We start from the raw sequence: 21120 nt of genomic DNA, 5'->3' as shown, positions 1-21120 counted from the left end.
GTGCGGTCCGTCAGATGTCCAGGAACCGAACGTCCTTGGCGTTGCGCTGGATGAACGACCGGCGCGCCTCGACGTCCTCACCCATCAGCACACTGAACAACTCGTCGGCGGTCGCCGCGTCGTCGAGAGTGACCTGACGCAGGGTACGCGTCGCCGGGTTCATCGTGGTTTCCCACAGCTCGGGATAGTTCATCTCGCCGAGGCCCTTGAAGCGCTGGATGTCGTCCGGCCTGGCGTTGGCCTTCTTCTGCTGGCGCAGCGCGATCAGCCCGTCCCGCTCACGGTCGGAGTACGCGTACTGCGCGTCGTCGCCCTTCTTGTTCCACTTGATCTTGTAAAGCGGCGGGGCGGCCAGGTAGACGTGCCCCAGCTCGACCAGCGGACGCATGAAGCGGAACAGCAGGGTGAGCAGCAGGGTCTGGATGTGCTGGCCGTCGACGTCCGCGTCGGCCATCAGCACGATCTTGTGATACCGCAGCTTCTCGATGTCGAAGTCGTCGTGGATGCCAGTGCCCAACGCGGTGATCAGCGCCTGGACCTCGTTGTTCTTCAGCACCCGGTCGATGCGGGCCTTCTCCACGTTGAGGATCTTGCCGCGGATCGGCAGGATCGCCTGGGTCCGCGGGTCGCGGCCCTGCTTGGCCGAGCCACCGGCCGAGTCGCCCTCGACGATGAACACCTCGGACTCGCGCGGGTCGGTGGACTGGCAGTCGGCCAGCTTGCCCGGCATCGAGCCGGACTCCAGCAGCGACTTGCGCCGGGCCAGCTTGCGCGCCTGCTGTGCGGCGATCCGGGCTCGGGCCGCCTGGGAGGCCTTCGTGATGATCATCTTGGCCTCGGCCGGGTTGCGGTCGAACCAGTCGACCAACCACTCGTTGCAGACCCGCTGCACGAAGCTCTTCACCGGGGTGTTGCCGAGCTTGGTCTTCGTCTGGCCCTCGAACTGCGGGTTGGCCAACTTGACCGAGATGATCGCCGCGAGCCCTTCACGGATGTCCTCGCCGGAGAGCTTCTCGTCGCCCTTGAGCAGCTTCTTGTCGGTGCCGTACCGGTTGACCACGCTGGTCAGCGCGGACCGGAAGCCCTCCTCGTGGGTGCCGCCCTCATGCGTGTTGATCGTGTTGGCGAACGTGTAGACCGACTCGCCGTACGACTCGTTCCACTGCATGGCGATCTCGACGGACATGCCCTCTTCCTCGGCGCCGAACTCGACCACCGTCTTGTGGATCGGGTTCTTCGAGGCGTTGAGGTGTCGCACGAAGTCGGAGATGCCGCCCTCGTAGTAGAAGGTGACCTCGCGCTGCCGGCCGTCCTCCTCCTCGGCGACCCGCTCGTCGAGCAGGTGGATGCGCAGGGCGCGGTTGAGGAAGGCCATCTCCTGGAGTCGCCGGTAGATGGTCTGGAAGTCGAAGTCGACGGTCTCGAACACGTCGGGGTCGGGCCAGAAGGACACCGCCGAGCCGCTGCGGTCGGTGGTCTCGCCCTTCTCCAGCGGGCTGGGCTTGGAGTTGGTGTACTGCTGCCGCCAGACGAACCCGGACTTGTGGATCTCCACGGCCATCCGGGTGGAGAGTGCGTTCACCACGGAGACGCCGACGCCGTGCAGACCGCCGGAGACCGCGTACGCCTTGCCGTCGAACTTGCCACCCGCGTGCAGCACGGTGAGCGCGACCTCGACACCCGGCTTCTTGAGCTTCGGGTGGAGGTCGACCGGGAAACCACGGCCGTTGTCGGTGACCCGAACGCCGCCGTCGGCCAGCAGCACCACGTCGATGGTGTCGCAGTATCCGGCGAGCGCCTCGTCGACAGCGTTGTCCACAACCTCCCAGACGAGGTGGTGCAGACCGCGCTCGCCGGTCGACCCGATGTACATACCGGGCCGCTTGCGGACCGCCTCCAGCCCTTCGAGAACGGTGATCGACTCTGCGCCGTACTCCTGCTTTTCCTGCGCTGCCACCCTCGGCCACTTTCTCGCGTCAGCTGCGCCGGTGGGGCGCAGCGGGCGCGGGTTCGGCGGACAGGACGCGACGTCGGCGCGCGGACCGGTGCCGGAGACCTCCGGGCAGCGGGTCGAACGCGCCGGTCGCCGCGGTTGCCCGCGGATCGCGATCGGCTCGACCCGACGTGGAGAATGAATCTGGGCCACCGGCCCCGTCCCCCGCACCGAGTCTTCGTCTCGCTGTCAATCCTACTGTGCCCGGGGGACAGATCCACCACTCGGCACCCTCAGAGAGGCGGCTGAGAAGTCCATAGCCGGCAGAACCCCATCGCCCACGACTCCCCCCACACGCCAGGCTCGGATCGCACGCGCCGCCGCCGAACGGGTTGACCCGCGCCCGGGCGGGTCGGGGGTCGCGGCCGGGGCGTCCGTGCCGTACGTTTGCGGCGCCCCGGAACCAGCCTTGATCTTTACGGCCTGGAACCGGGACGATCGACCCGATCGACCCGACACGTGCTCTTTAAGAGGTGACAGATGGGGCTGGACAATGTCGCGGTGCACTGGCCGCGGACCGGCCGCTTCTACGATCCGGTGGCGCCGGCCGAGTTCGTCGACTTCGGCGAGATCGTCGACCTGCCGCGAATCTCCGCGCCGACGGCTGCCCTGGCCGAGCTGATCGCGAAGACCGGCACCATCCGGGCGACCGCGTACACCGAGTTGGTGGATCTGCTCCTCGGCCTGGAAGGTGTGTTGTACGCCACAGACGCCGCCGCCGAGGACGAGGACCCGGTGATCGACCCGGACGGTTGTTCCTGGATCGCCAGTGGGATCGAGAGGTTCGTCGCGGGGCACCGCGCACACGGCGAGGCGGTGACCTTCGAGTCGGTGAGCACGGTGCTGCGTTCCCTGCTCGGCGACGGCAGGCTGGCCGAGCAGCAGTTGCGATGGCTGGAGAGCCGGCTGGACGCGCTGCGCGACGAGCGCGGCGACCCGCCGCAGTGGAACTTCACCTGTGCCGAGCTGGGCGTGCTGGCGGCGTTCTACCGGCGCTGCGCGGAACGCGGCTTCGCGGTCTACGCCGACGCCTGACCCGCGCCGGCCTGCTCAGCCGCTGCGCCGCCGACCGGTCGATTGGCCGCCGCGATCAACTGGGTGAGCACCCCGTGCAGGTGTTGCAGGTCCTCGACGGGCAGCCCGAGGCGCTGCACGATCGCGGCCGGGATCAGCTCGGCCTGGCTGCGGAGCGCGGCACCGCTGGCGGTCAGGGTGACGGCGAGGCTGCGCTCGTCACTGGGGTCGCGTTCCCGGCGCAGGTAGCCGGCCGCTTCGAGCCGCTTGAGGAGGGGTGACAGGGTGCCCGGATCGAGCTGCAACAGGCGGCTGAGGTCGCGGCCGGACAACGGTGCGTGCTGCCAGAGCGCCAACATGACCAGGTACTGCGGATGGGTCAGCCCCATCGGTTCCAGCAGCGGCCGGTAGACCGCCACCACACTGCGCGCGGCCACCGAGACGGCGAAGCAGACCTGCTGTTCCAGCGCCAACGGGTCGACGCCCTGCCGTGTCTCGCTCATCGGTTGCCCTCCCCACGCACGATGGCTATCGTACCAATCATTGGTACACCAACTGTTGGTGTACCAATCGTCAATCGGGCAACGCGGGAGAGGGCGGCAGATGAGCGACGACGGCGCGGTCACCAGGGCTCCGGGCGAAGGTGGCCGGCTCCTGAGCTGGGCCTTCCGCCACCTCGCCGGCCCGGCCGACGGTGTGAAGGGCGCGGTGCAGGGCGGCTCCGCCGAGGCCCGCGAGGCGTGGAAACGGGACCTGGCCGAACGCAAGCGCTACACCCGGGAGCAACGCGAACTCAAGCGGGCCGCCCGCGAGGCCAACCGACGGGGCTGATGCCCGGTCAGCCGTACGTGTCGCGGGGGCCCCGTCCTCGTACCCGGCGCGGCCCCTTCGACCACGACGGCGCGGCCGGCCCGTGGATGTGCAGCTTGCGCACCACGTTGTGGCCGACCTCGCTGGCGATCTGCTTGAGCAGCGAACCGGCCAGCAGCCGCAGCTGGGTGGCCCACGCCGTCGACCGCGCCTCCACGGTCAGCTCACCGTTCTCCAGCTTGACCGGGCGGCTGTTCTGGGCGACCTCCGCGCCGACGACCCGCTCCCAGGCACCGAACACTGTCGCCTCGGCCGCCGGCTGCTGCCAGCCACGCGCCTTCACCAACCGGTTCAGCACCGCACCGAGCGGCTGCGGATCGCGGGGGTCGGGGCCCGGGCCGGAGTAGCCCCGCAACCGCCGCCCCGAGCCGCCGGCAGCGTCGCCGCCCGCACCCCCAGGGGTACGCCGCGCGCGAGCCGCCGCCTGCCGCTTGGACAACGCCGCGTCGAGCACCGCCCGAGCCAACTCCGGCCCAGTGGCGGCCGCCGCCGGCTCACCGCCGGTCGACTCCGCCCCGGGGGTACGCGCACCCGCACCCGCGCCCGCCTCGGGCCGCTTGGCGTCTGACTCATTCGACACGGCGTACCGTCCCTTCGCCGACCCGGTAACGGCTGCCCCGTAGGGCCGCCGGCACGTCGTCGTCCACCGCGCAGGTGACGAGCAGCTGACTCGCCCCGCCGACCAGCTCCGCCAGCCGCTCCCGGCGGCCGGTGTCCAACTCGGCGAAGACGTCGTCGAGCACCAGCACCGGCTCGATGCCGTCGGCCCGCAGGAGGTCGTACCCGGCCAGCCGCAGCGCGAGCGCGAACGACCACGACTCGCCGTGGCTGGCGTACCCCTTGGCGGGTAGTGGCCCGAGGGCCAGCGCCAGTTCGTCGCGGTGCGGGCCGACCAGGGTGGTGCCCCGTTCGATCTCGGCGGAGCGGGACGCGGCCAGAGCCGCGGCGAGTGCCTCCGCCAACACCGTCCGGTCGGTGGTCGGCTCGGCCAGGTCGATCGAGGGGCGGTAGGTGATGCCGGCGGCGCCCCGGCCGGCCGCCACCGCGTCGTACGCCTTCGCGACGTGCGGGGTGAGCGCGGCGACGAGCTCCAGGCGGCCGGCGAGCAACTCCGCGCCGTGCTGGGCCAGGTGGGTGTCCCAGACGGCGAGGGTGCCCAGGTCGCCGCCTCGCGACCCGCCGGTCTTGCGCGCCAGGTACGCCGTACGCAGCAGGGCGTTGCGCTGCTTGACAACCCGCTCGTAGTCGGCCCGTACACCCGCGTACCGGGGTTGGCGGCTGACCAGCAGGTCGTCCAGGTAGCGGCGGCGCTCGGCCGGGTCGCCCCGGACCAGCTCAAGGTCCTCCGGGGCGAAGAGCACGAGTCGCAGGGCACCGAGCACGTCCCGGGCCCGCCGCGCCGGTGACCGGCCCAGCCTTGCGCGGTTGGCCTTGCCGGGCACGATCTCCAACTCGACCAGGAGTTCCCGCCCGTCGTGCGCCACCGCGCAGCGGATCACCGCCGACGTGGCACCCATCCGCACGAGTGGTGCGTCGGTGGCGACCCGGTGCGAGTCCAGGGTCGCCACGTAGCCCAACGCCTCGACGAGATTCGTCTTGCCGACACCGTTGGCGCCGATCAGGACGTTCGCCCCCGGTTGGAGATCGACGGCCACCCGCTCGTACGAGCGGAAGTCGACCAGTTCCAACCGTTGGACGTACACCGGGTGTCGATACCGCTCAGCGCTTGTGGACGGCGTGGCCGCCGAACTGCTGACGCAGCGCGGAGACGGCCTTCATGGCGGGCGAGTCGTCCTGTCGCGAGGCGAACCGGGCGAACAGCGAAGCGGTGATCACATTCAGCGGTACGGCCAGCCGGACCGCCTCGTCGACGGTCCACCGACCCTCGCCGGTGTCCTCGGTGTAGCCGCTCAGATCGGCCAACTCCGGGTCCTCGTCGAGCGCCCGGTCCAGTAGGTCGAGCAGCCAGGAGCGGACGACGGTGCCCTCCCGCCAGGACTTGATGACGCCCGGCACGTTGGTCACCAACTCGGAGGCCGCCATCAGCTCGTAGCCCTCGGCGTAGGCGTGCATCAGCCCGTACTCGATGCCGTTGTGCACCATCTTCGAGTAGTGCCCGGCGCCGACCGGCCCGGCGTGCACGAAGCCGAACTCGCCCTCCGGCTTGAGAGCGTCGAAGATCGGCATCAGCCGGTCCACGTGCTCCTGGGCGCCGCCGACCATCAGCCCGTAGCCGTTCTGCCGACCCCAGACGCCACCGGAGACGCCGACGTCGATGTAGCCGATGCCCCGCTCGTTGAGCCGTTCGGCCCGGGGCGCGTCGTCGCTGAACCGCGAGTTGCCGCCGTCGATGATGATGTCGCCCTCGCCGAGCACAGCGGCCAGCTCGTCGATGGTCGCGTCGGTGACGCCGGCGGGCACCATGACCCAGACCGCGCGCGGCGACTCGAGCTTCTCTGCCAGGCCCGCGAGGGATGCGACGTCACTGATCTGCGCGTTGTGGTCGAAGCCGACGACTTCGTGACCAGCGGCGCGCAACCTCTCCCGCATGTTGCCGCCCATACGGCCGAGACCTACAAGGCCGAGCTGCATGTGTGTGTACCTCCGTGGATCTTTGTTGCTGGGCGCGATCAGCGAGAGACGCGGATCGGCATGATGAGGTACCGGTACCCGGGAATGACGTCGCCATCCTCGCCGGCGGGGGAGATCACGGCGGGCTTGAAGGCGTCGACGAACGACAGGACGGCCGTCTGGGATCCCAGGTTTGCCAGGCCGTCGATGAGGTACTGCGGGTTGAACCCGATGGTCAGCGCGTCACCGGTGAAGGTGGCCTCCATCGCCTCGCTGGCGCGGGCCTCCTCGGAACCACCGGCCTCCACCACCAGGCCGTCGGCGCTGAAGCTCAGCAGCACCGGGGTGGTGCGCTCGGCGACCAGCGCGACCCGCTTGACGACCTCGATCAGGGTGCTGACCGGCACCCGGGCCTCGGCGTTGTGGGTGGCCGGGAAGAGCGAGCGGACCGGCGGGTAGTTGGCGCCGTCGAGCAGGCGGCTGGTGGTGCGTCGGGTGCCACCGGCCAGGCCGACCATGCCCTCGCCCGCAGCGCCCTGGGCCAGGGCGAGAGTGACCTCGCCACCCAGCGGGCCGAGGGCCTTGGCGGTGTCGTTCAGGGTGCGGGCCGGCACCAGGGCGTTGATGCTCACGTCGGGGTCGTCCGGCCGCCACTGGATCTCACGCAGGGCCAACCGGTAGCGGTCGGTGGCGAGCATCGAGAGCGTGCTGCCGGAGAGCTCGACGCGTACGCCGGTCATCATCGGCAGGGTCTCGTCCCGGCCGGCCGCGATGGCCACCTGGGAGACCGCCGTGGCGAACGCGGCGGCGTCGACGGTGCCGGCGCTCTGCGGCATCTCGGGCAGTGCCGGGTAGTCCTCCACCGGCATGGTGGGAAGGGTGAACCGGGCGCTGCCGCAGACCAACTCGAGGTGCGCGCCGACCGCGGCGATGTCCACCGGCTTGGCCGGCAGCGCCTTGGTGATCTCGGCGAGCAGGCGGCCGGAGACGAGGGCGGCGCCGTCGGCGTCCCCCTGCACCTCGACGGTCACCTGGCTGGAGACCTCGTAGTCGAAGCCGGAAACCCGCAGGTTGCCGTCGGTGACCCGGAGCATCACCCCGGCGAGCACCGGTACGGACGGCCGGTTGGGCAGGCTCTTCGCGGTCCACGCCACGGCCTCGGCGAGCGCGTCGCGCTCCACTCGGAACTTCATCAATGCCTCCGCGTCGACGTCAGCGACAACTCTCTCATGCCGACCGCTGCCTACCGTCCCGCCCGACCGTGCGGGTACCCATCGCACCTTAGGGCGCGGGGGTATCGGCTGTGCGCCCGACCCCACTGATCGTGTCGATGCTGACCGGTTGATCCGGCAGCGTTCGGCCCGATCCACAGAAAGCCCAACGGTGATGATTGGTTTTTGTTCTCTTAGAAGAGATAACTCATCGTCTTCATCGCACCTGTGCAAACTGTGGAAAAGCCAGGTCTGCGCAGCTCAGACAGGTTATCCACCGGTGATTTAGCTGTGGAGAACCGGGGGGACAACGTGCTTGCGTGTCCACAGCCCGCTCTCGTCCACCGGTTGTCCACCGTCGTCCACCGGTTGTCCACCGGTAATCCACCGACTTTCTCCCCAAGCCTGTGGACGACGATGAAGATCACCATTGCCGTCATCCCCAGAACCTTCAACAGCTCGTACACAGGTCGACGGTCATCGGTGGATAACGTGCCGGTTGTCCCCAGGCGTCCACAGCCTCGTACACAGGGTTTCTCCACAGCCTGTGGGTAACCGTCGACGGACGGACCGTAGTTATCCACCGGCGGTGGACAACGAGCTGTGGACAACGAGTGGAAGGCGAGGCGGTCACGGCCTCGATCCTGTGGCCTACACCATGTCGAGAGTCCACCCGGGAACCGAAAGAAGTACGCCCGGCCGGAGATCCGGCCGGGCGTGTCCCGGGCTGTGCACCGTCACGACGGCTGGCGTACGCCTCAGCTGTTCTGCTTGATCCGGTTGGTCAGCTCGGCGATCTGGTTGTAAAGAGAGCGGCGCTCCGCCATCTGCTGCCGGATCTTCCGGTCGGCGTGCATCACGGTGGTGTGGTCCCGACCGCCGAAGGCCTGACCGATCCGGGGCAGCGACAGCTCGGTCAACTCCCGACACAGGTACATGGCCACCTGCCGCGCGTTGACGAGCACGCGGGACCTGGACTGGCCCCGGAGGTCCTCCAGGCTCACACCGAAGTAGTCAGCCGTCGACGCCATGATCTGGTCGGCGTTGATCTCCGGCCCGGCGCCGTCGGGCATGAAGTCCCGGAGCACCTCCTCGGCCAGGGACAGCTCGACGGTCGACCGGGTCAGGCTGGCGAACGCCGTGACCCGGATCAGCGCCCCCTCCAGTTCGCGGATCGAGTTCGACACCCGGGAGGCGATGAACTCCAACACGTCCGGCGGGGCGTACATCCGCTCCTGCGCCGCCTTCTTCTGCAGGATCGCGATCCGGGTCTCCAGGTCCGGCGGCTGGATGTCGGCCAGCAGCCCCCACTCGAACCGGGTTCGCATCCGGTCCTCCAGGGTGGCCAGCTGGCGCGGTGACCGGTCGGAGGTGATCACGATTTGCTTGTTGGCGTTGTGCAGGGTGTTGAAGGTGTGGAAGAACTCCTCCTGGGTGCGCTCGCGGTTCTCCAGGAACTGGATGTCGTCGATCAGCAGGATGTCGACGTCGCGGTAGCGCCGCTGGAACGCGCTGGTCTTGTCGTCCCGGAGCGAGTTGATGAAGTCGTTGGTGAATTCCTCGGTCGAGACGTACCGGACCGAGCGGGCGTTGCCCAGGGTCGTGGCGTAGTGCCCGATGGCGTGCAGCAGGTGCGTCTTGCCCAGACCGGAGTGCCCGTAGATGAAGAGCGGGTTGTACGCCTTCGCCGGTGACTCCGCCACCGCCACGCTCGCCGCGTGCGCGAAGCGGTTGGACGATCCGATGACGAACGTCTCGAACATGTACTTCGGGTTGAGCCGGTTACCACCGGTGTCGGCACCGGGCAGCCGGCGGTCGTCGCGACCACCCGTGCGGTGGTCGACACCGCTACGGCCCGGGCCGCTGTCCGTGCCGGTGTCCCGCGGAAGCGCGCGGATCACGTGCTGGTCGCGCGGAGACGCCGACTCCTCCCGGTAGCGGGGCTCGTAGGGCCGGGTGTCCGGACCCGGCGGGTCCAGCCGGGCGGCCTGCTCGTCGTAGCCACGCCGGTCGGGCCCGGGCCGGGGAGTACGCATCGGCTCCGCGAAGGCGGTGCTGAACAACGCCTCCTGCCCGTCCCTGCTGGCGGGGATCAGCCCCGGGCGGTGCGCGTCGACGGCCGGCGCGAGGGGCGGACCGGCAGGTGCGGGTGGCGCGGTCGGCTCGGGCGCATGTCCGGCGTGGGCCTGCTCGGGGATCAGCGGGTCGGCGGACGGCCGAGCGCCCTGGTCGTCGAAGTGGTCGGCAGCCGGACCCTCGGAGTCGAACGGCACGGGCTCCGGAGCACTGCGGTAGACGGTCCCGGCGGGTCGGCCGGCGGCGTCCTCGGCGACCCGGACGGTGACCGCCACCTGGATCGGCCGACCCAGCCGGCGGGTGAGGGCCTCGGTGATCGCCGGACGGAGCCGAGACTCGATCACGTCGCGGGTGAAAGCGTCCGGGACGGAGAGCAGAGCGGTGTCCTCGACTATCGCCCGCAGCCGGGTCAGTCGGAGATAGGCACGCTGCTGGGCGGAGATGATCTCGTCGGCGAGCTCGTCGGTCGCCGCTAACCACACTGCGGCAAGGTCGGTCGTACCGGCCACCGTCGTGCCACCCCCTCGCTTCTGCTCCCGGCCGCCGCTGTCTGCCAGCCGGCCGTCCCGGGCCCGCCGCGTTCGCGGGTGGAACAACACCCACCTGACGGTCGACCGGTGGTCATCCACAAGTTATCCACAGCCTGTGTACCGACCGATTGTGGCCTCCGCCGGACGCGGGTGGGACCTGCCCCTGCCTGAACGGGCGCTGAAGCGGGTTCACCGTGCCGAACGATTCACTACCTGGTCCGGTCTTGCCTGTGCGACGACCGGAGCTTCCGACGCTCACCGCAATCGGGCACGGTAACAGCGTTGTCCCTGCGCCATCAACCGGCGACGCGGCGGGGGCCTTCTCGGCATCAGCGAAAACCACCCTTCGGCCTCGGGCGCGTCCCGTTGGCCCCCGCCCGAGGTGTTTGACGGTCATTGCCCCCCTGCGTAGGCTGGAACGGCTGCTTTCTCGCCCTCTGCTAGGGTGATGGGTGCTTGCTGTCCACGGTCGCATCCCCGCATCGCCGAGGTCCCGCTCCGCCGGACAGCACCGATCGTGGGCCACCGTCGAGGTGGCCTGGACCACCACACGACCCCGGCGATTCCGTCGTACGGGGCGCGTACGAAAACGGAGAGCCTGACGTGAGCAAGCGCACCTACCAGCCGAACAACCGCCGGCGCGCGAAGACCCACGGCTTCCGGCTGCGCATGCGCACCCGTGCCGGCCGTGCCATCCTCTCGAGCCGTCGCGCCAAGGGTCGCACCACCCTGTCGGCCTGAGCCGACCGGGCCGGTCCAGGGGACGTGGGCAGTCGTGCTGGCCGCCGCACAGCGACTGCGGCGCAGCACTGACTTCGCCGCAGCGGTTCGTGGTGGCCGGCGCGCCGGGCGTGGTGCCGTCGTGGTCCACCTGACCGTGCCGGTGATCGCCGACCCCAGCACACCTACCTCGTCGGAGCCGGTGCGGGACAACAGTACGGAGCAGTTCTCCGTGCCGTCCCGTGCCGGCTTCGTCGTGTCCAAGGCCGTCGGCAACGCGGTGACCCGTAACCGGGTCCGGCGTCGACTGCGCGCGCTCGTCCGGGAACGGCTGGTCGACCTGCCGTCCGGCAGCACCCTGGTCGTCCGGGCGCTCCCCGCGGCGGCGCAGGCTTCGTACCCTCGGCTCGCCACCGACCTGGACGCCGCCCTCGCGGTCGCCAGGTCACCCCGCGAGCGGCGGGCTCGATGAGCGACACCGGGCAGACCGGCGCACGCCCGTCGACAACCGGTGCCAAGGTGCTGATCGCGCCCATCATCGCGTACCGTCGGTGGATAAGTCCGGCACTGCCGGCCCGCTGTCGGTTCTACCCGTCGTGCAGTGCGTACGCCCAGGAGGCGGTCGTGCGGCACGGCGCGCTCCGGGGAGCCGTGCTGGCGGTCCGGCGGCTGTTGCGCTGCCACCCCTTTCACCCTGGTGGACATGACCCGGTACCGGAGCCGGGCGGCCGCCGCCGCGCTGATGTGACTGGAGCCCCGAATTGAGTCTCGACTGGATCTACTACGCGATTTCGTGGATCCTGCTGACCTGGCACTCTGCCTGGGACGCCATCGGGGTGCCCGTCGGCGCGGTGATCGGCACCAACTTCGCCTGGATCCTGGCGATCATCTTCCTGGTGGTCACCGTCCGGGTGATCCTGTTCCCCGTCTTCGTCAAGCAGATCAAGTCGCAGCGGGCGATGCAGGCGCTCCAGCCCAAGGTCAAGGAGCTTCAGGAGAAGCACAAGGGTGACCGGGAGACGCTCCAGAAAGAAATGATGGAGCTGTACAAGAAGGAGAAGGCCAACCCGCTGATGGGTTGCCTTCCGATGTTCCTTCAGATCCCGGTCTTCCTCGGCCTCTTCCACGTGCTGCGCCGCCTCGACCCGGACAAGCAGAACAAGACGCTGTACGGCTGGACCGCCGACCAGTTCCAGAGCGCCTCGCAGGCGAAGCTCTTCACCGCCCCCATCGCCGGCAAGTTCGGCTCCACCGCCGACGAGCTGGCCAGCCTCGGCGCCAACGGCACCACCGTCAAGGTCATCGCCGGTGTCCTGGTCCTGGTCATGATCGCGACCACCTACCTGACCAGCCGTCAGATGATCCTCAAGACCGGCTGGGCCGAGGACCCGCAGCAGCGGATGATCCAGCGACTGATGCTCTACGGCATCCCCGCCTCGCTGCTGATCTCCGGCGCGATCTTCCCGATCGGCGTGATCATCTACTGGGTCACCAACAACCTCTTCACCCTCGGCCAGCAGCAGTGGGTGCTGCGGAAGTTCCCGCCGCCGGTGACCGCCAAGAAGGCCACCGCCCCCGCCGCCAGCCGCAACCCCGTGCAGCCCGCCAAGTCCGGTGGCCTGTTCGGTCGGGGCAAGACGGCTCCGCCGGCGCCGGTCAAGGCCGCCGCACCCAAGGTCGCCGGGCCGAAGCCGGGCGCCAAGCCGATGAACAACCCGAAGAAGGGTCGCCCCGCCAAGCGGCAGGGCTGACCTGCGAGGGCCGCCGCCGCTGATCCGACGGCGGCCCGTTCCGCACCGTGCAGCCGCCGCATGGCCGGCGCCGGACGGAACCGACCGCGCGCCGCGCGGCCACGGGCGACACTGCCCGTACAGACGTGCCCGCGGGCACCGGCGACCTCCCGCCGGCCCCGGGAAACCAGTCGGACCCGACGGTCCGGCCGAGCGAGTACGGAGATGAGACCGTGACCGAGACCAGCATCCCCCGCACCGAGCAGCCAGTCGACGAGGAGGAGACCGCGACGCTCGCGGTGGACGGCGACGACACCGAGGACGACGACACCGAGGCGGACGACGACACCGACACCGCCGCGCCCGGCGTCCGGTCGAAGAAGGCCGCCGGCGAGGGCGACCTGTTCCGGCAGAGCGAGATCGCGGCCGACTACGTCGAAGGGCTGCTCGACATCCTCGACTACGACGGCGACATCGACGAGTTGGTCGCCGCGGGCCGGCCCATGGTCGAGGTGGTCGGCGAGCGTCTGCAGAACCTGGTCGGTCAGCGCGGGGCCACCCTCGAGGCACTCCAGGAGCTGACCCGCCTCGCCGTCTTCCGGCAGACCGGCACCCCGAGCCGTCTGCTGCTCGACGTCGGCGGCTACCGGGCCAACCGCCGCAAGGAACTCGCCGCCGTCGCCAAGAACGCCGTCGAGAAGGTCAAGGAGTACGGCGAGCCGGTGCGCCTGGAGGCGATGTCCGCGTTCGAGCGTAAGTGCGTACACGACGTGGTCAACGCCATGTCCGGTGTGGCCAGCGAGTCCGAGGGTGTGGAGCCGAACCGGCGCATCGTCGTACGGCCGGCGGACTGACCGGGTGACCCACGACGACAACACGGCCGACGCCGTGTCCGGCCCGGGCGGTACGCCGCCCGGGCCGTCGCCTGTCCGACCGTCCACTCCGGACGCAGACTCCGCTGGATCCGGCACCGCGCCTTCACCGGACGACGCTGCCCTGCCGCCCCGGTTGGCACCGGCCGCGCTGACCCTCTTCGGTGACCGTCTCGACCTGGCTGCCGCGTACGCCGAACTCCTGGCCACCGACGGGGTCGTCCGTGGTCTGATCGGCCCTCGGGAGGCGCCCCGCATCTGGGATCGTCACCTGCTCAACTGCGCCGCGGTCGCCGAGCGCATCCCGTCCGGCGCGACGGTGCTCGACGTCGGGTCCGGCGCGGGTCTGCCGGGGCTGGTGCTCGCCATCGCACGGCCCGACCTCACCGTCACCTTGATCGAGCCACTCGCCCGACGCACGTCCTTCCTGATCGAGGCCGTCGAGCAACTCGGCCTGGCGAAGTCGGTGCGTGTCTTCCGGGGTCGGGCCGACGAAGCGGCCACCGGGTCGAGCGGTCGGGACCCGATCAGCGGGGACGTGGTGACCGCCCGCGCCGTCGCCCCACTCGATCGGCTGGCGACCTGGAGTCTTCCCCTCGCTGTGCGGGGCGGCCGTCTGCTGGCACTGAAGGGGTCCTCCGCCACCGCGGAGATCGAACAGCACGCCGAGGTGGTGACGCGGTTGGGCGGTGGCGAGCCGACCGTGCACCTCTGTGGCGTCGACGTGATCGACCCACCCACCACCGTCGTGGAGATCGTGCGCGAGCGGATGGTCGGCCCTCGCCCGGTGGCGAGCAAGCGTGACAGGGGCGGTCGCTCCCGCCGACGCTGACACTTCGTGCCATCGGGCTTCCGGCCGGTGGGTTGCCTCGTTGTACCGGTACGGATGGACGAGGAGATGAGAACCCGACGTGGACCGGCCGCGCCCGTCCGCCGTAGGCTGACCGCGCGTCGATAGTGTGGAGCGGTCGGTGGACGTCGTGGGTTTCCGATCGCTCCCGAGGGCCGCACGCTCCGGGTTGCGGGCGTGGTGTGGCCAAGTTGACCGGGGCGCGGACCGACCATCCGAAGCGGGCAGGGATGACAGGTGCATGACGACGGCAGGTACGACGATCCACACGTGACCGGGGCTACCAACGATCCCGTTTCACGTGAAACCGACTACCCGAACTGGTCGCCCGGCGCGACCGGGCCAGGAGAAGGCGGTTCGCCGGCTTCACGTGACCACCGTCCGGGGCCGGAACGGTCGGAAAGCTCGACCACGCCGGATCCCGCGAGCGTTCGCCGGACCTCCGAGGGTCTGAGTCGACCGGTCAACGCCGCCGAGGTGCGGTCGAGTACGGGCCGTCGCAACACTGCGGCGGCGGTTCGGTTCGAGTCGGCGGTTCCGCACCAGCCCACCGCAGCGGCTGCTCCGGACACCGCGTCGATGATCACCGAAGCGCCGGTCGCTTCGACCGAGTCGTTGGCCGCCGTGGCCGCCGACCCCACGTACGTTTCACGTGAAACCCCGACGCGCGAAGAGGATGACCCACCGTTGGCTATGGAGGCGATGCGCGCCGTGCAGATCCTGAATCCCAGTGGCGAGGTGACCATGCCTCGACCGGACCGGACCCGGGTCATGTGCGTCGCCAACCAGAAGGGCGGCGTGGGTAAGACCACCACCACCGTCAACCTTGCGGTGGCGCTCGCCCTGCACGGCAACCGGGTGCTCGTGGTGGACCTTGATCCGCAGGGCAACGCCTCGACCGGGCTCAACGTCCCGCATCACACCGGTATCCCGGACGTCTACGACTGCCTCATCAACAGCGTGCCGCTGGTGGAGGTGGCGCAGGCGGTGGAGGGCATCCCGAACCTGTGGTGCGTACCCGCGACCATCGACCTGGCCGGTGCGGAGATCGAGCTGGTCTCGGTCGTGGCGCGTGAGTCGCGGCTGGACCGCGCCATTGCCGCCTACCCCGGCCAGTTCGACTACGTCTTCATCGACTGCCCGCCTTCGCTCGGCCTGCTCACGGTCAACGCCCTGGTGGCCGCGCAGGAGGTGCTGATTCCGATCCAGTGCGAGTACTACGCACTGGAAGGGCTCAACCAGCTGATCAACAACATCAACCTGGTGCGCCAGCACCTCAACCCGAAGCTGGACGTCTCCACGATCCTGCTGACCATGTACGACCGCCGTACGCGGTTGGCCGACGCCGTCGAGCAGGATGTGCGGAACCACTTTGGTGACAAGGTCCTCCAGGCGGTCATCCCCCGCAACGTCCGGGTCTCCGAGGCACCGAGCTACGGCCAGTCGGTGATGACCTACGATCCCGGTTCGCGGGGAGCAACGAGCTACTTCGAGGCCGCCCAGGAGATCGCCGAGCGAGGCGTCAAGGAGCCGGTGGGCCGGAATGCGTAGTGCGGACGAGTCGCTGGGAGGCGTGGCATGAAGAACCGTCCTCGGGGCGGTCTGGGTAGGGGCCTTGGGGCGCTGATCCCGACCGGACCGGCGCCGGATGCCGCCGGCACCGCGACGGCTGTCGAACCGGACAACGACCAGGAGGCGGCAGCTGCCACAGCCGCCGCTCCTGCGGTGTCCGTCAGGGCACCGGTCCACGAACCGGAGCCCGCTCTCAGCCCGGTACCGGGAGCACGCTTCGCCGAGATTCCGGTCGACGCGATCCTGCCCAACCCGAAGCAGCCCCGTCAGGTCTTCGACGAGGAGGCACTGGAAGAGCTCAAGACCTCGATCCGGGAGGTCGGCTTCCTCCAGCCCATCGTCGTCCGCCAGCTCGACGACGAGAAGTACGAACTCGTCATGGGTGAGCGGCGTTGGCGTGCCGCCCAGGCGGTGGGGCGGGAGAACATCCCGGCGATCGTCCGGGACACCCGCGACGACGCCATGCTCCGCGATGCGCTGCTCGAGAACATCCACCGGGCCAACCTCAACCCTCTCGAAGAGGCCGCTGCCTACCAGCAGCTGCTGGAGGAGTTCGGGGCCACCCACGAGGAGCTGGCCCGCCGGATCGGCCGGAGTCGTCCGCAGATCTCGAACACGATCCGGCTGCTGAACCTGCCGGCTCAGGTACAGCGCCGAGTGGCAGCGGGGATTCTGTCGGCCGGGCACGCCCGTGCACTGCTGAGCCTGGACGAGGCGGAGGCGCAGGAGCAGTTGGCGTTGCGCATCGTGGCCGAGGGCCTGTCGGTCCGGGCGACCGAGGAGATCGTGGCGCTGACGCTCAACGACGGGTCTGCCAAGAGCCAGGCCGCGAAGCGTCGACCGAAGGCACACGCGCCAGCCTTGAACGATCTCGCCGATCGGCTCTCCGACCGCTTCGACACCCGGGTGAAGGTGGACATCGGTCGGAGCAAGGGCAAGATCACGATCGAGTTCGCCACTGTGGACGACCTCGAGCGGATCGTCGGAATCATCGGAGTGCAGCAGGAGGAGGGCGAGGGCTGACTCCTCCTCACTCCCCAACGGCGGCCGCGCTACCCACCGGGTGCGCGGCCGTTCTGTATCTACGGGCCCGTTTCACGTGAAACAGGCCCGTAGATTCGGGCTGGCGGCTGGCGGCTGGCGGCTGGCGGACGGGCGGCTGGCGGACGGGCGGCTGGTGAACGGCGGCTGGTGGACGGCGAGGGCGACTGAGGGCTGGTCGACGAGCGGCTGGCGGACGGCGGACGGCGCGTGCCTGCTCGGTGTCACCTGGGTCCGCGACGAGGGCTGTTCGTGTTCGGCTGCCCGACGTCGTCCCGCTCGACCTGAGCGCGAGGTGGATCGGCTGAAGCAGGACCGGCCGGGGGGGTACCGGTCGCCGGAGGAAGCCGCAGCCGGCAGCGAGCGAGGCTGAGCGAACCTGTACTTCCGTCTCCCGACGGGAAAGTGCAGGGCGTTGGTTCTGGCTCGCTGATCCGCCGGCTGTGTTTGCTCCGACTTATGGGGCGCGCGATGAACGAGTCGATCGTGAGTCGTCCGAGCCCTCGACGCGGGTCAGGCTCTTCGACTGCGTTGTTTCACGTGAAACGGCAATTGTCGAGGCCGCCAGCGATGCGCTCCCCGTGGATGTTCTTGAGGTGTCCTGCGCGCCGCTGAGCGGCCCGCTGCGGACCGGAGAGTCGGTGGGGGTGGGTACGGGCGACCGGGGCGTTCGGTGAGCCTCTCCGTCCCGTTGAGCGATTCGGCCGAGCGTCGGGTCGGCCGAGCGCCGGGTCGGCCGAGCGCCGGGACGGTCGAGCGCCGGGTCGGTCGACTGCGAATACGCGTGCCCCCCTCGGCCACGATTCGCGCCCCGTGCCCGGTCCCCGTGCCCGGTCCCCGTGCCCGGTCCCCGTGCCGGCGTCTGCCCTGGGTCGTGCGGTGGCAGGGAGCTCGCGGTCGCCCAGCGGCATGGTCGACTCGGGATCACCGAAGTGGGGGTATCGGAGGCACCGGCATACCCCGACTTCGCCGAACCTGTGTCGATCACGCTCAAACTGGCGAGCTGACCTTCGAAGGCGAGGCCCCGCCGGATTCTGACCGGAACGCCGACGAGACGCGTGCCGCTGTGCACGAGCCGTCCGACCGGCGGCGTGTAGACCGGTGGCCGCCGGCACGGAGCGCGTCGCTGAGTCGGGCGCACGCACAGCTATCCCAACCCTGTGGATAACGTGCCCGCGGACCGCGTCCGCGAGACCCTCCAAGGACCTGAGGCGGGCGTTCGGCCGATGAGCGATTGAAGCGTGGAGTACGCGTCCAGGGACCACCGCGAAGACGAGAGACGCGCAGCACAGCACCGAAAAGAGGGTGCCGGTGGACAGTCGCGGCGGCCTTCCTCGGCGGTCTGTCGACAACGACCGACAGGCGGAAAAGTTATCCACACCGGTTTTCCACAGGCACCCTCGGTTTCACGTGAAACAGCGCGTGGGAGCGGGTGCATGCCTGTGGATGACGGCCTGTGTTCAGGATCTCGGCAGGCTGTGGATACCGCTGGACCGGAGGTCCGTGACCCGGCGTGGCGGGTCGACAAACGGTACCGATTCGCTGTGTCGAGATCGATCATTCAGGTAGGGACACCGGTGCCAGACTCGGTTAGGGTCAGCGTCGTGCACGACACCCCTCCCTCAGTGCCGGACTTCACCCAGTGGCCGTCGTTCCCCTTCGAGGGCGACCTCCACGTGAAGCAACTCGATGATCCGGTCCCGGTCGAACCGCCCCGGAAGGGCGAGGGTCTCCGGGAATGCACCGCCTGCAACGCGCCCGACGACGCCTACATCTGGGTCGGGGAACGGTGGCGGGTGCGCGCCATGGACCGGCCGACCGGGCTGCCCATGGTTCTCATCCTGGAATCGCGGACGCACCTCGACCTCGGTGACCTGCCGAACCTGTTGGCTGCCGAGCTGGGCGTGATGACCGTACGTCTGGAGCGGGCCATCCGATCCCTCGACGGCGTGGCCCGGGTGCACGTCAACCGGTGGGGTGACGGCTCAGCGCACCTGCACATGTGGTTCCTCGCCCGGCCGTACGGCCGCCTTCAGTTGCGTGGCACCTTCCTGTCCCTCTGGGATTCGATCCTGCCGCCGATCTCCGAGGCCCAGTGGCGGGAGAACCTGGCGCTCGTCGCCGCCTGGCTCGCCGAGTTCGGTGGCCGCCCGCTCGCCGAGCCGCCCCGCATCCAGTGGCAGGCGCCGTCCAGCCTTCTGGCGCAGTCGGCCGCTGCGGATGCCGCTGCCGCCGAGGCAGCTGCTGTGTCGGTCATCGAGGCAGCAGAGGAGATTCCGGAGCCGAACTCCGACGCCGACGCGGCCCCGGGCGACACCGCGTCCGCAGCTGACGAGGTATCGCTCGACGAGGATGCTGGTGCCGGCTCCACTGCACCCCCCGGCGATTCGACGGGTGGATCCGATGATGAGCCGGCATCAGCCGACGAGGCGTCGGGCGGAACCCCCGCCGGCACGCCGGCGCCCGGCACCGCAGCGTCGAGCAAGCGGCCTTCCGGCCCGCCGACGCCTGGGATCGCCGGCACTGTGACGGCACCCGTCAACGCACGGTCTGTTCTCGACGACCCGGACGACGATGCCAGCGACGACGCCACCAAGGGCCACCAATAACGGGGCCCATCACCCACGCGGGGGACGAGCCCGCCCCACGGCCACCCCGCCCACGGCCACACCCCGCGTGTGGTGGCCACCCCGGGGTGGCGGGGCCAGCTCGGGGCGGCGGCGAACACAGAGGCATCGAGGACGCCACGTTCCGCAGGGCCGACGGTCGCTACGCCGGCATTTGAGGCTCTGCGCCGCGACGTCTCGCCGAACCGAACGATGAACCGCGCCCCACTGGGCGCGACCAACCACAGGACCGGCGACGGCATCCGCGTGCGCCGCCCCGATGGTCGGCACACGCGTCGTGCCGACCGATGCGGACGCCGCGCTCGCCGATGAGATCAGGACATCGAGACTGCCGCGCACATCAGGACGCCGCGCCCTTCCGAGCAGACCTGGACGCCGCGCACATCACTACGTCGCACCCGCCGAGCGCATCAGGACGTAGGACGTTGCTGAGCAGATCAGGACGCGGCGAGACGTGCCGCTGCGCGACTCACCAGCGTGCCGAGGAGGCGCCCGAAGTCCAACCCCGCCGCCTGTACGGCGAGCGGCAGCAGTGAGGTCTCGGTCATGCCCGGCGAGACGTTGACCTCCAGCACGTGTGGCTGGCCGGACGCGTCCACGATCACGTCGACGCGGGAGAGGTCCCGCAGGCCGAGTGCGGTGTGTGCGGCGAGAGCCACGTCGGAGACCGTGGCGGCCACCTCCGGGTCCAGCCGTGCTGGAGCGTGCCAGGTGGTGCGGCCGGCCGTGTAGCGGGCCGCGTAGTCGTAGACACCGTTGCGCGGCACGATCTCCACCGGCGGCAGCGCCTGCGGACCGTCACCGAGGTCGACCACGGAGACCGCGACGTCCATGCCGGCCACGTACCGCTCCACCAGTGCTGTGGAGTCGTACGCGAAGCAGCCGACCATCGCGGCGGGCAGCGCCGTGGCGTCCCTGACCACCGCGCCTCCGAGCCCGGACCCACCCTGCGCCGGCTTCACCATGAGAGGGAGGCCCAGCCGGTCGACGATCCGGTCCAGTACGGCGACCGCGCCGAGTTCGGAGAAGCGGTCGTGTGGGAGTGCCACCCAGTCCGGGGTGGGGATGCCGGCTTCGCGGAGCACCGCCTTGGCGGAGGGCTTGTCCCAGGCGAGTCGGGAGGCTCGGGCGTCACAGCCGACGTACGGGATGTCGCAGAGGTCCAGGACTCCCCGCAGCGAGCCGTCCTCGCCGGTGGCACCGTGCAGTGCGATCACCACGGCGTCCGGCGGGTCCGCGGCGAGCGCTGGCAGCAGCGCGACGTCGGCGTCCCGCATCTCGGCTTCCACCCCGACGGCGCGTAGCGCGTCGAGCACCCGGCGGCCGGAGCGTAGTGACACGTCCCGCTCATAGGAGAGCCCTCCCGCGAGCACCACCACGCGCAGGTCGGGCGAGGCTGCGGAATCGGTCACGAGGATGCGCTCAACGGCGGTCGTACCCATG

General features: G+C 69.9%; 19 protein-coding genes. 11 read left to right on the top strand and 8 right to left on the bottom strand.

Annotation, left to right across the window (positions count from 1 at the left end):
- Positions 1-10: 10 nt before the first annotated feature.
- On the bottom strand, positions 11-1957 hold the full coding sequence (gene gyrB / locus O7631_RS05170) for a DNA topoisomerase (ATP-hydrolyzing) subunit B (protein WP_278143237.1): 1947 nt from the start codon (positions 1955-1957) through the stop codon (positions 11-13).
- 516 nt (positions 1958-2473) lie between these two features.
- On the opposite strand from gyrB, the gene O7631_RS05165 reads away from it, so the two are divergent.
- Positions 2474-3028 (top strand): hypothetical protein, encoded by a 555-nt coding sequence (locus tag O7631_RS05165; RefSeq protein ID WP_278143236.1) that lies wholly within the window; start codon positions 2474-2476, stop codon positions 3026-3028.
- On the opposite strand, the gene O7631_RS05160 is transcribed toward O7631_RS05165, so the two are convergent.
- Entirely contained in the window at positions 3013-3510 is a 498-nt protein-coding gene (locus tag O7631_RS05160; protein ID WP_278143235.1) for a MarR family transcriptional regulator, read from the bottom strand. The two genes, O7631_RS05165 and O7631_RS05160, sit on opposite strands and share 16 nt — an antisense overlap.
- Positions 3511-3610: 100 nt before the next feature.
- On the opposite strand from O7631_RS05160, the gene O7631_RS05155 reads away from it, so the two are divergent.
- Positions 3611-3838, top strand: a complete 228-nt coding sequence (locus O7631_RS05155; protein WP_269681773.1) for a hypothetical protein — start codon at positions 3611-3613, stop codon at positions 3836-3838.
- Positions 3839-3845: 7 nt separating this feature from the next.
- On the opposite strand, the gene O7631_RS05150 is transcribed toward O7631_RS05155, so the two are convergent.
- The 5 genes from O7631_RS05150 to dnaA form a co-directional block, all read right to left on the bottom strand.
- A complete protein-coding gene (locus tag O7631_RS05150) occupies positions 3846-4457 on the bottom strand; it encodes a DciA family protein (protein WP_278143234.1) in 612 nt (203 codons plus the stop codon).
- Positions 4447-5580: a DNA replication/repair protein RecF gene (gene recF / locus O7631_RS05145; protein WP_278143233.1), complete on the bottom strand. Its 1134-nt coding sequence runs from the start codon at positions 5578-5580 to the stop codon at positions 4447-4449. The genes O7631_RS05150 and recF overlap by 11 nt, the downstream gene beginning before the upstream one ends.
- A gap of 16 nt (positions 5581-5596) precedes the next feature.
- Positions 5597-6469 (bottom strand): phosphogluconate dehydrogenase (NAD(+)-dependent, decarboxylating), encoded by an 873-nt coding sequence (gene gnd, locus O7631_RS05140; RefSeq protein ID WP_278143232.1) that lies wholly within the window; start codon positions 6467-6469, stop codon positions 5597-5599.
- 38 nt (positions 6470-6507) lie between these two features.
- On the bottom strand, positions 6508-7641 hold the full coding sequence (gene dnaN, locus O7631_RS05135; protein WP_088987037.1) for a DNA polymerase III subunit beta: 1134 nt from the start codon (positions 7639-7641) through the stop codon (positions 6508-6510).
- 776 nt (positions 7642-8417) lie between these two features.
- Entirely contained in the window at positions 8418-10244 is a 1827-nt protein-coding gene (gene dnaA / locus O7631_RS05130) for a chromosomal replication initiator protein DnaA (protein ID WP_278143231.1), read from the bottom strand.
- Between the two features lie 624 nt (positions 10245-10868).
- Between dnaA and rpmH the strand changes: the two genes are divergently transcribed.
- From rpmH to O7631_RS05085, 9 genes are all read left to right on the top strand, one after another.
- Entirely contained in the window at positions 10869-11006 is a 138-nt protein-coding gene (gene rpmH / locus O7631_RS05125) for a 50S ribosomal protein L34 (RefSeq protein ID WP_007453904.1), read from the top strand.
- A gap of 34 nt (positions 11007-11040) precedes the next feature.
- Complete coding sequence (gene rnpA / locus O7631_RS05120; protein WP_278143230.1) at positions 11041-11457, top strand: ribonuclease P protein component; 417 nt, start codon at positions 11041-11043, stop codon at positions 11455-11457.
- On the top strand, positions 11454-11750 hold the full coding sequence (gene yidD / locus O7631_RS05115; RefSeq protein WP_145778329.1) for a membrane protein insertion efficiency factor YidD: 297 nt from the start codon (positions 11454-11456) through the stop codon (positions 11748-11750). The genes rnpA and yidD overlap by 4 nt, the downstream gene beginning before the upstream one ends.
- On the top strand, positions 11747-12736 hold the full coding sequence (yidC, locus tag O7631_RS05110) for a membrane protein insertase YidC (protein ID WP_278143229.1): 990 nt from the start codon (positions 11747-11749) through the stop codon (positions 12734-12736). Before yidD ends, yidC begins: the two co-directional genes overlap by 4 nt.
- A gap of 212 nt (positions 12737-12948) precedes the next feature.
- The gene (locus O7631_RS05105; protein WP_278143228.1) at positions 12949-13569 is read left to right on the top strand and encodes a R3H domain-containing nucleic acid-binding protein; all 621 of its coding nucleotides are present in this window, start codon (positions 12949-12951) and stop codon (positions 13567-13569) included.
- Between the two features lie 142 nt (positions 13570-13711).
- Entirely contained in the window at positions 13712-14419 is a 708-nt protein-coding gene (gene rsmG, locus O7631_RS05100) for a 16S rRNA (guanine(527)-N(7))-methyltransferase RsmG (protein WP_278147848.1), read from the top strand.
- 255 nt (positions 14420-14674) lie between these two features.
- Positions 14675-15988, top strand: coding sequence for a ParA family protein (locus O7631_RS05095; RefSeq protein ID WP_278143227.1), 1314 nt, complete (start codon positions 14675-14677; stop codon positions 15986-15988).
- Between the two features lie 27 nt (positions 15989-16015).
- Positions 16016-17032, top strand: coding sequence for a ParB/RepB/Spo0J family partition protein (locus tag O7631_RS05090; protein WP_278143226.1), 1017 nt, complete (start codon positions 16016-16018; stop codon positions 17030-17032).
- Between the two features lie 1643 nt (positions 17033-18675).
- On the top strand, positions 18676-19659 hold the full coding sequence (locus O7631_RS05085) for a hypothetical protein (protein ID WP_278147847.1): 984 nt from the start codon (positions 18676-18678) through the stop codon (positions 19657-19659).
- Positions 19660-20114: 455 nt separating this feature from the next.
- On the opposite strand, the gene O7631_RS05080 is transcribed toward O7631_RS05085, so the two are convergent.
- Complete coding sequence (locus tag O7631_RS05080; protein WP_278143225.1) at positions 20115-21119, bottom strand: D-alanine--D-alanine ligase; 1005 nt, start codon at positions 21117-21119, stop codon at positions 20115-20117.
- Position 21120: the final 1 nt, after the last annotated feature.

This window comes from Micromonospora sp. WMMD967 (assembly GCF_029626165.1).
GTDB lineage: Bacteria > Actinomycetota > Actinomycetes > Mycobacteriales > Micromonosporaceae > Micromonospora > Micromonospora taraxaci.
The sequence above is the reverse complement of the archived record's forward strand: the minus strand, read 5'-3'. Positions and strand labels throughout refer to the sequence as shown.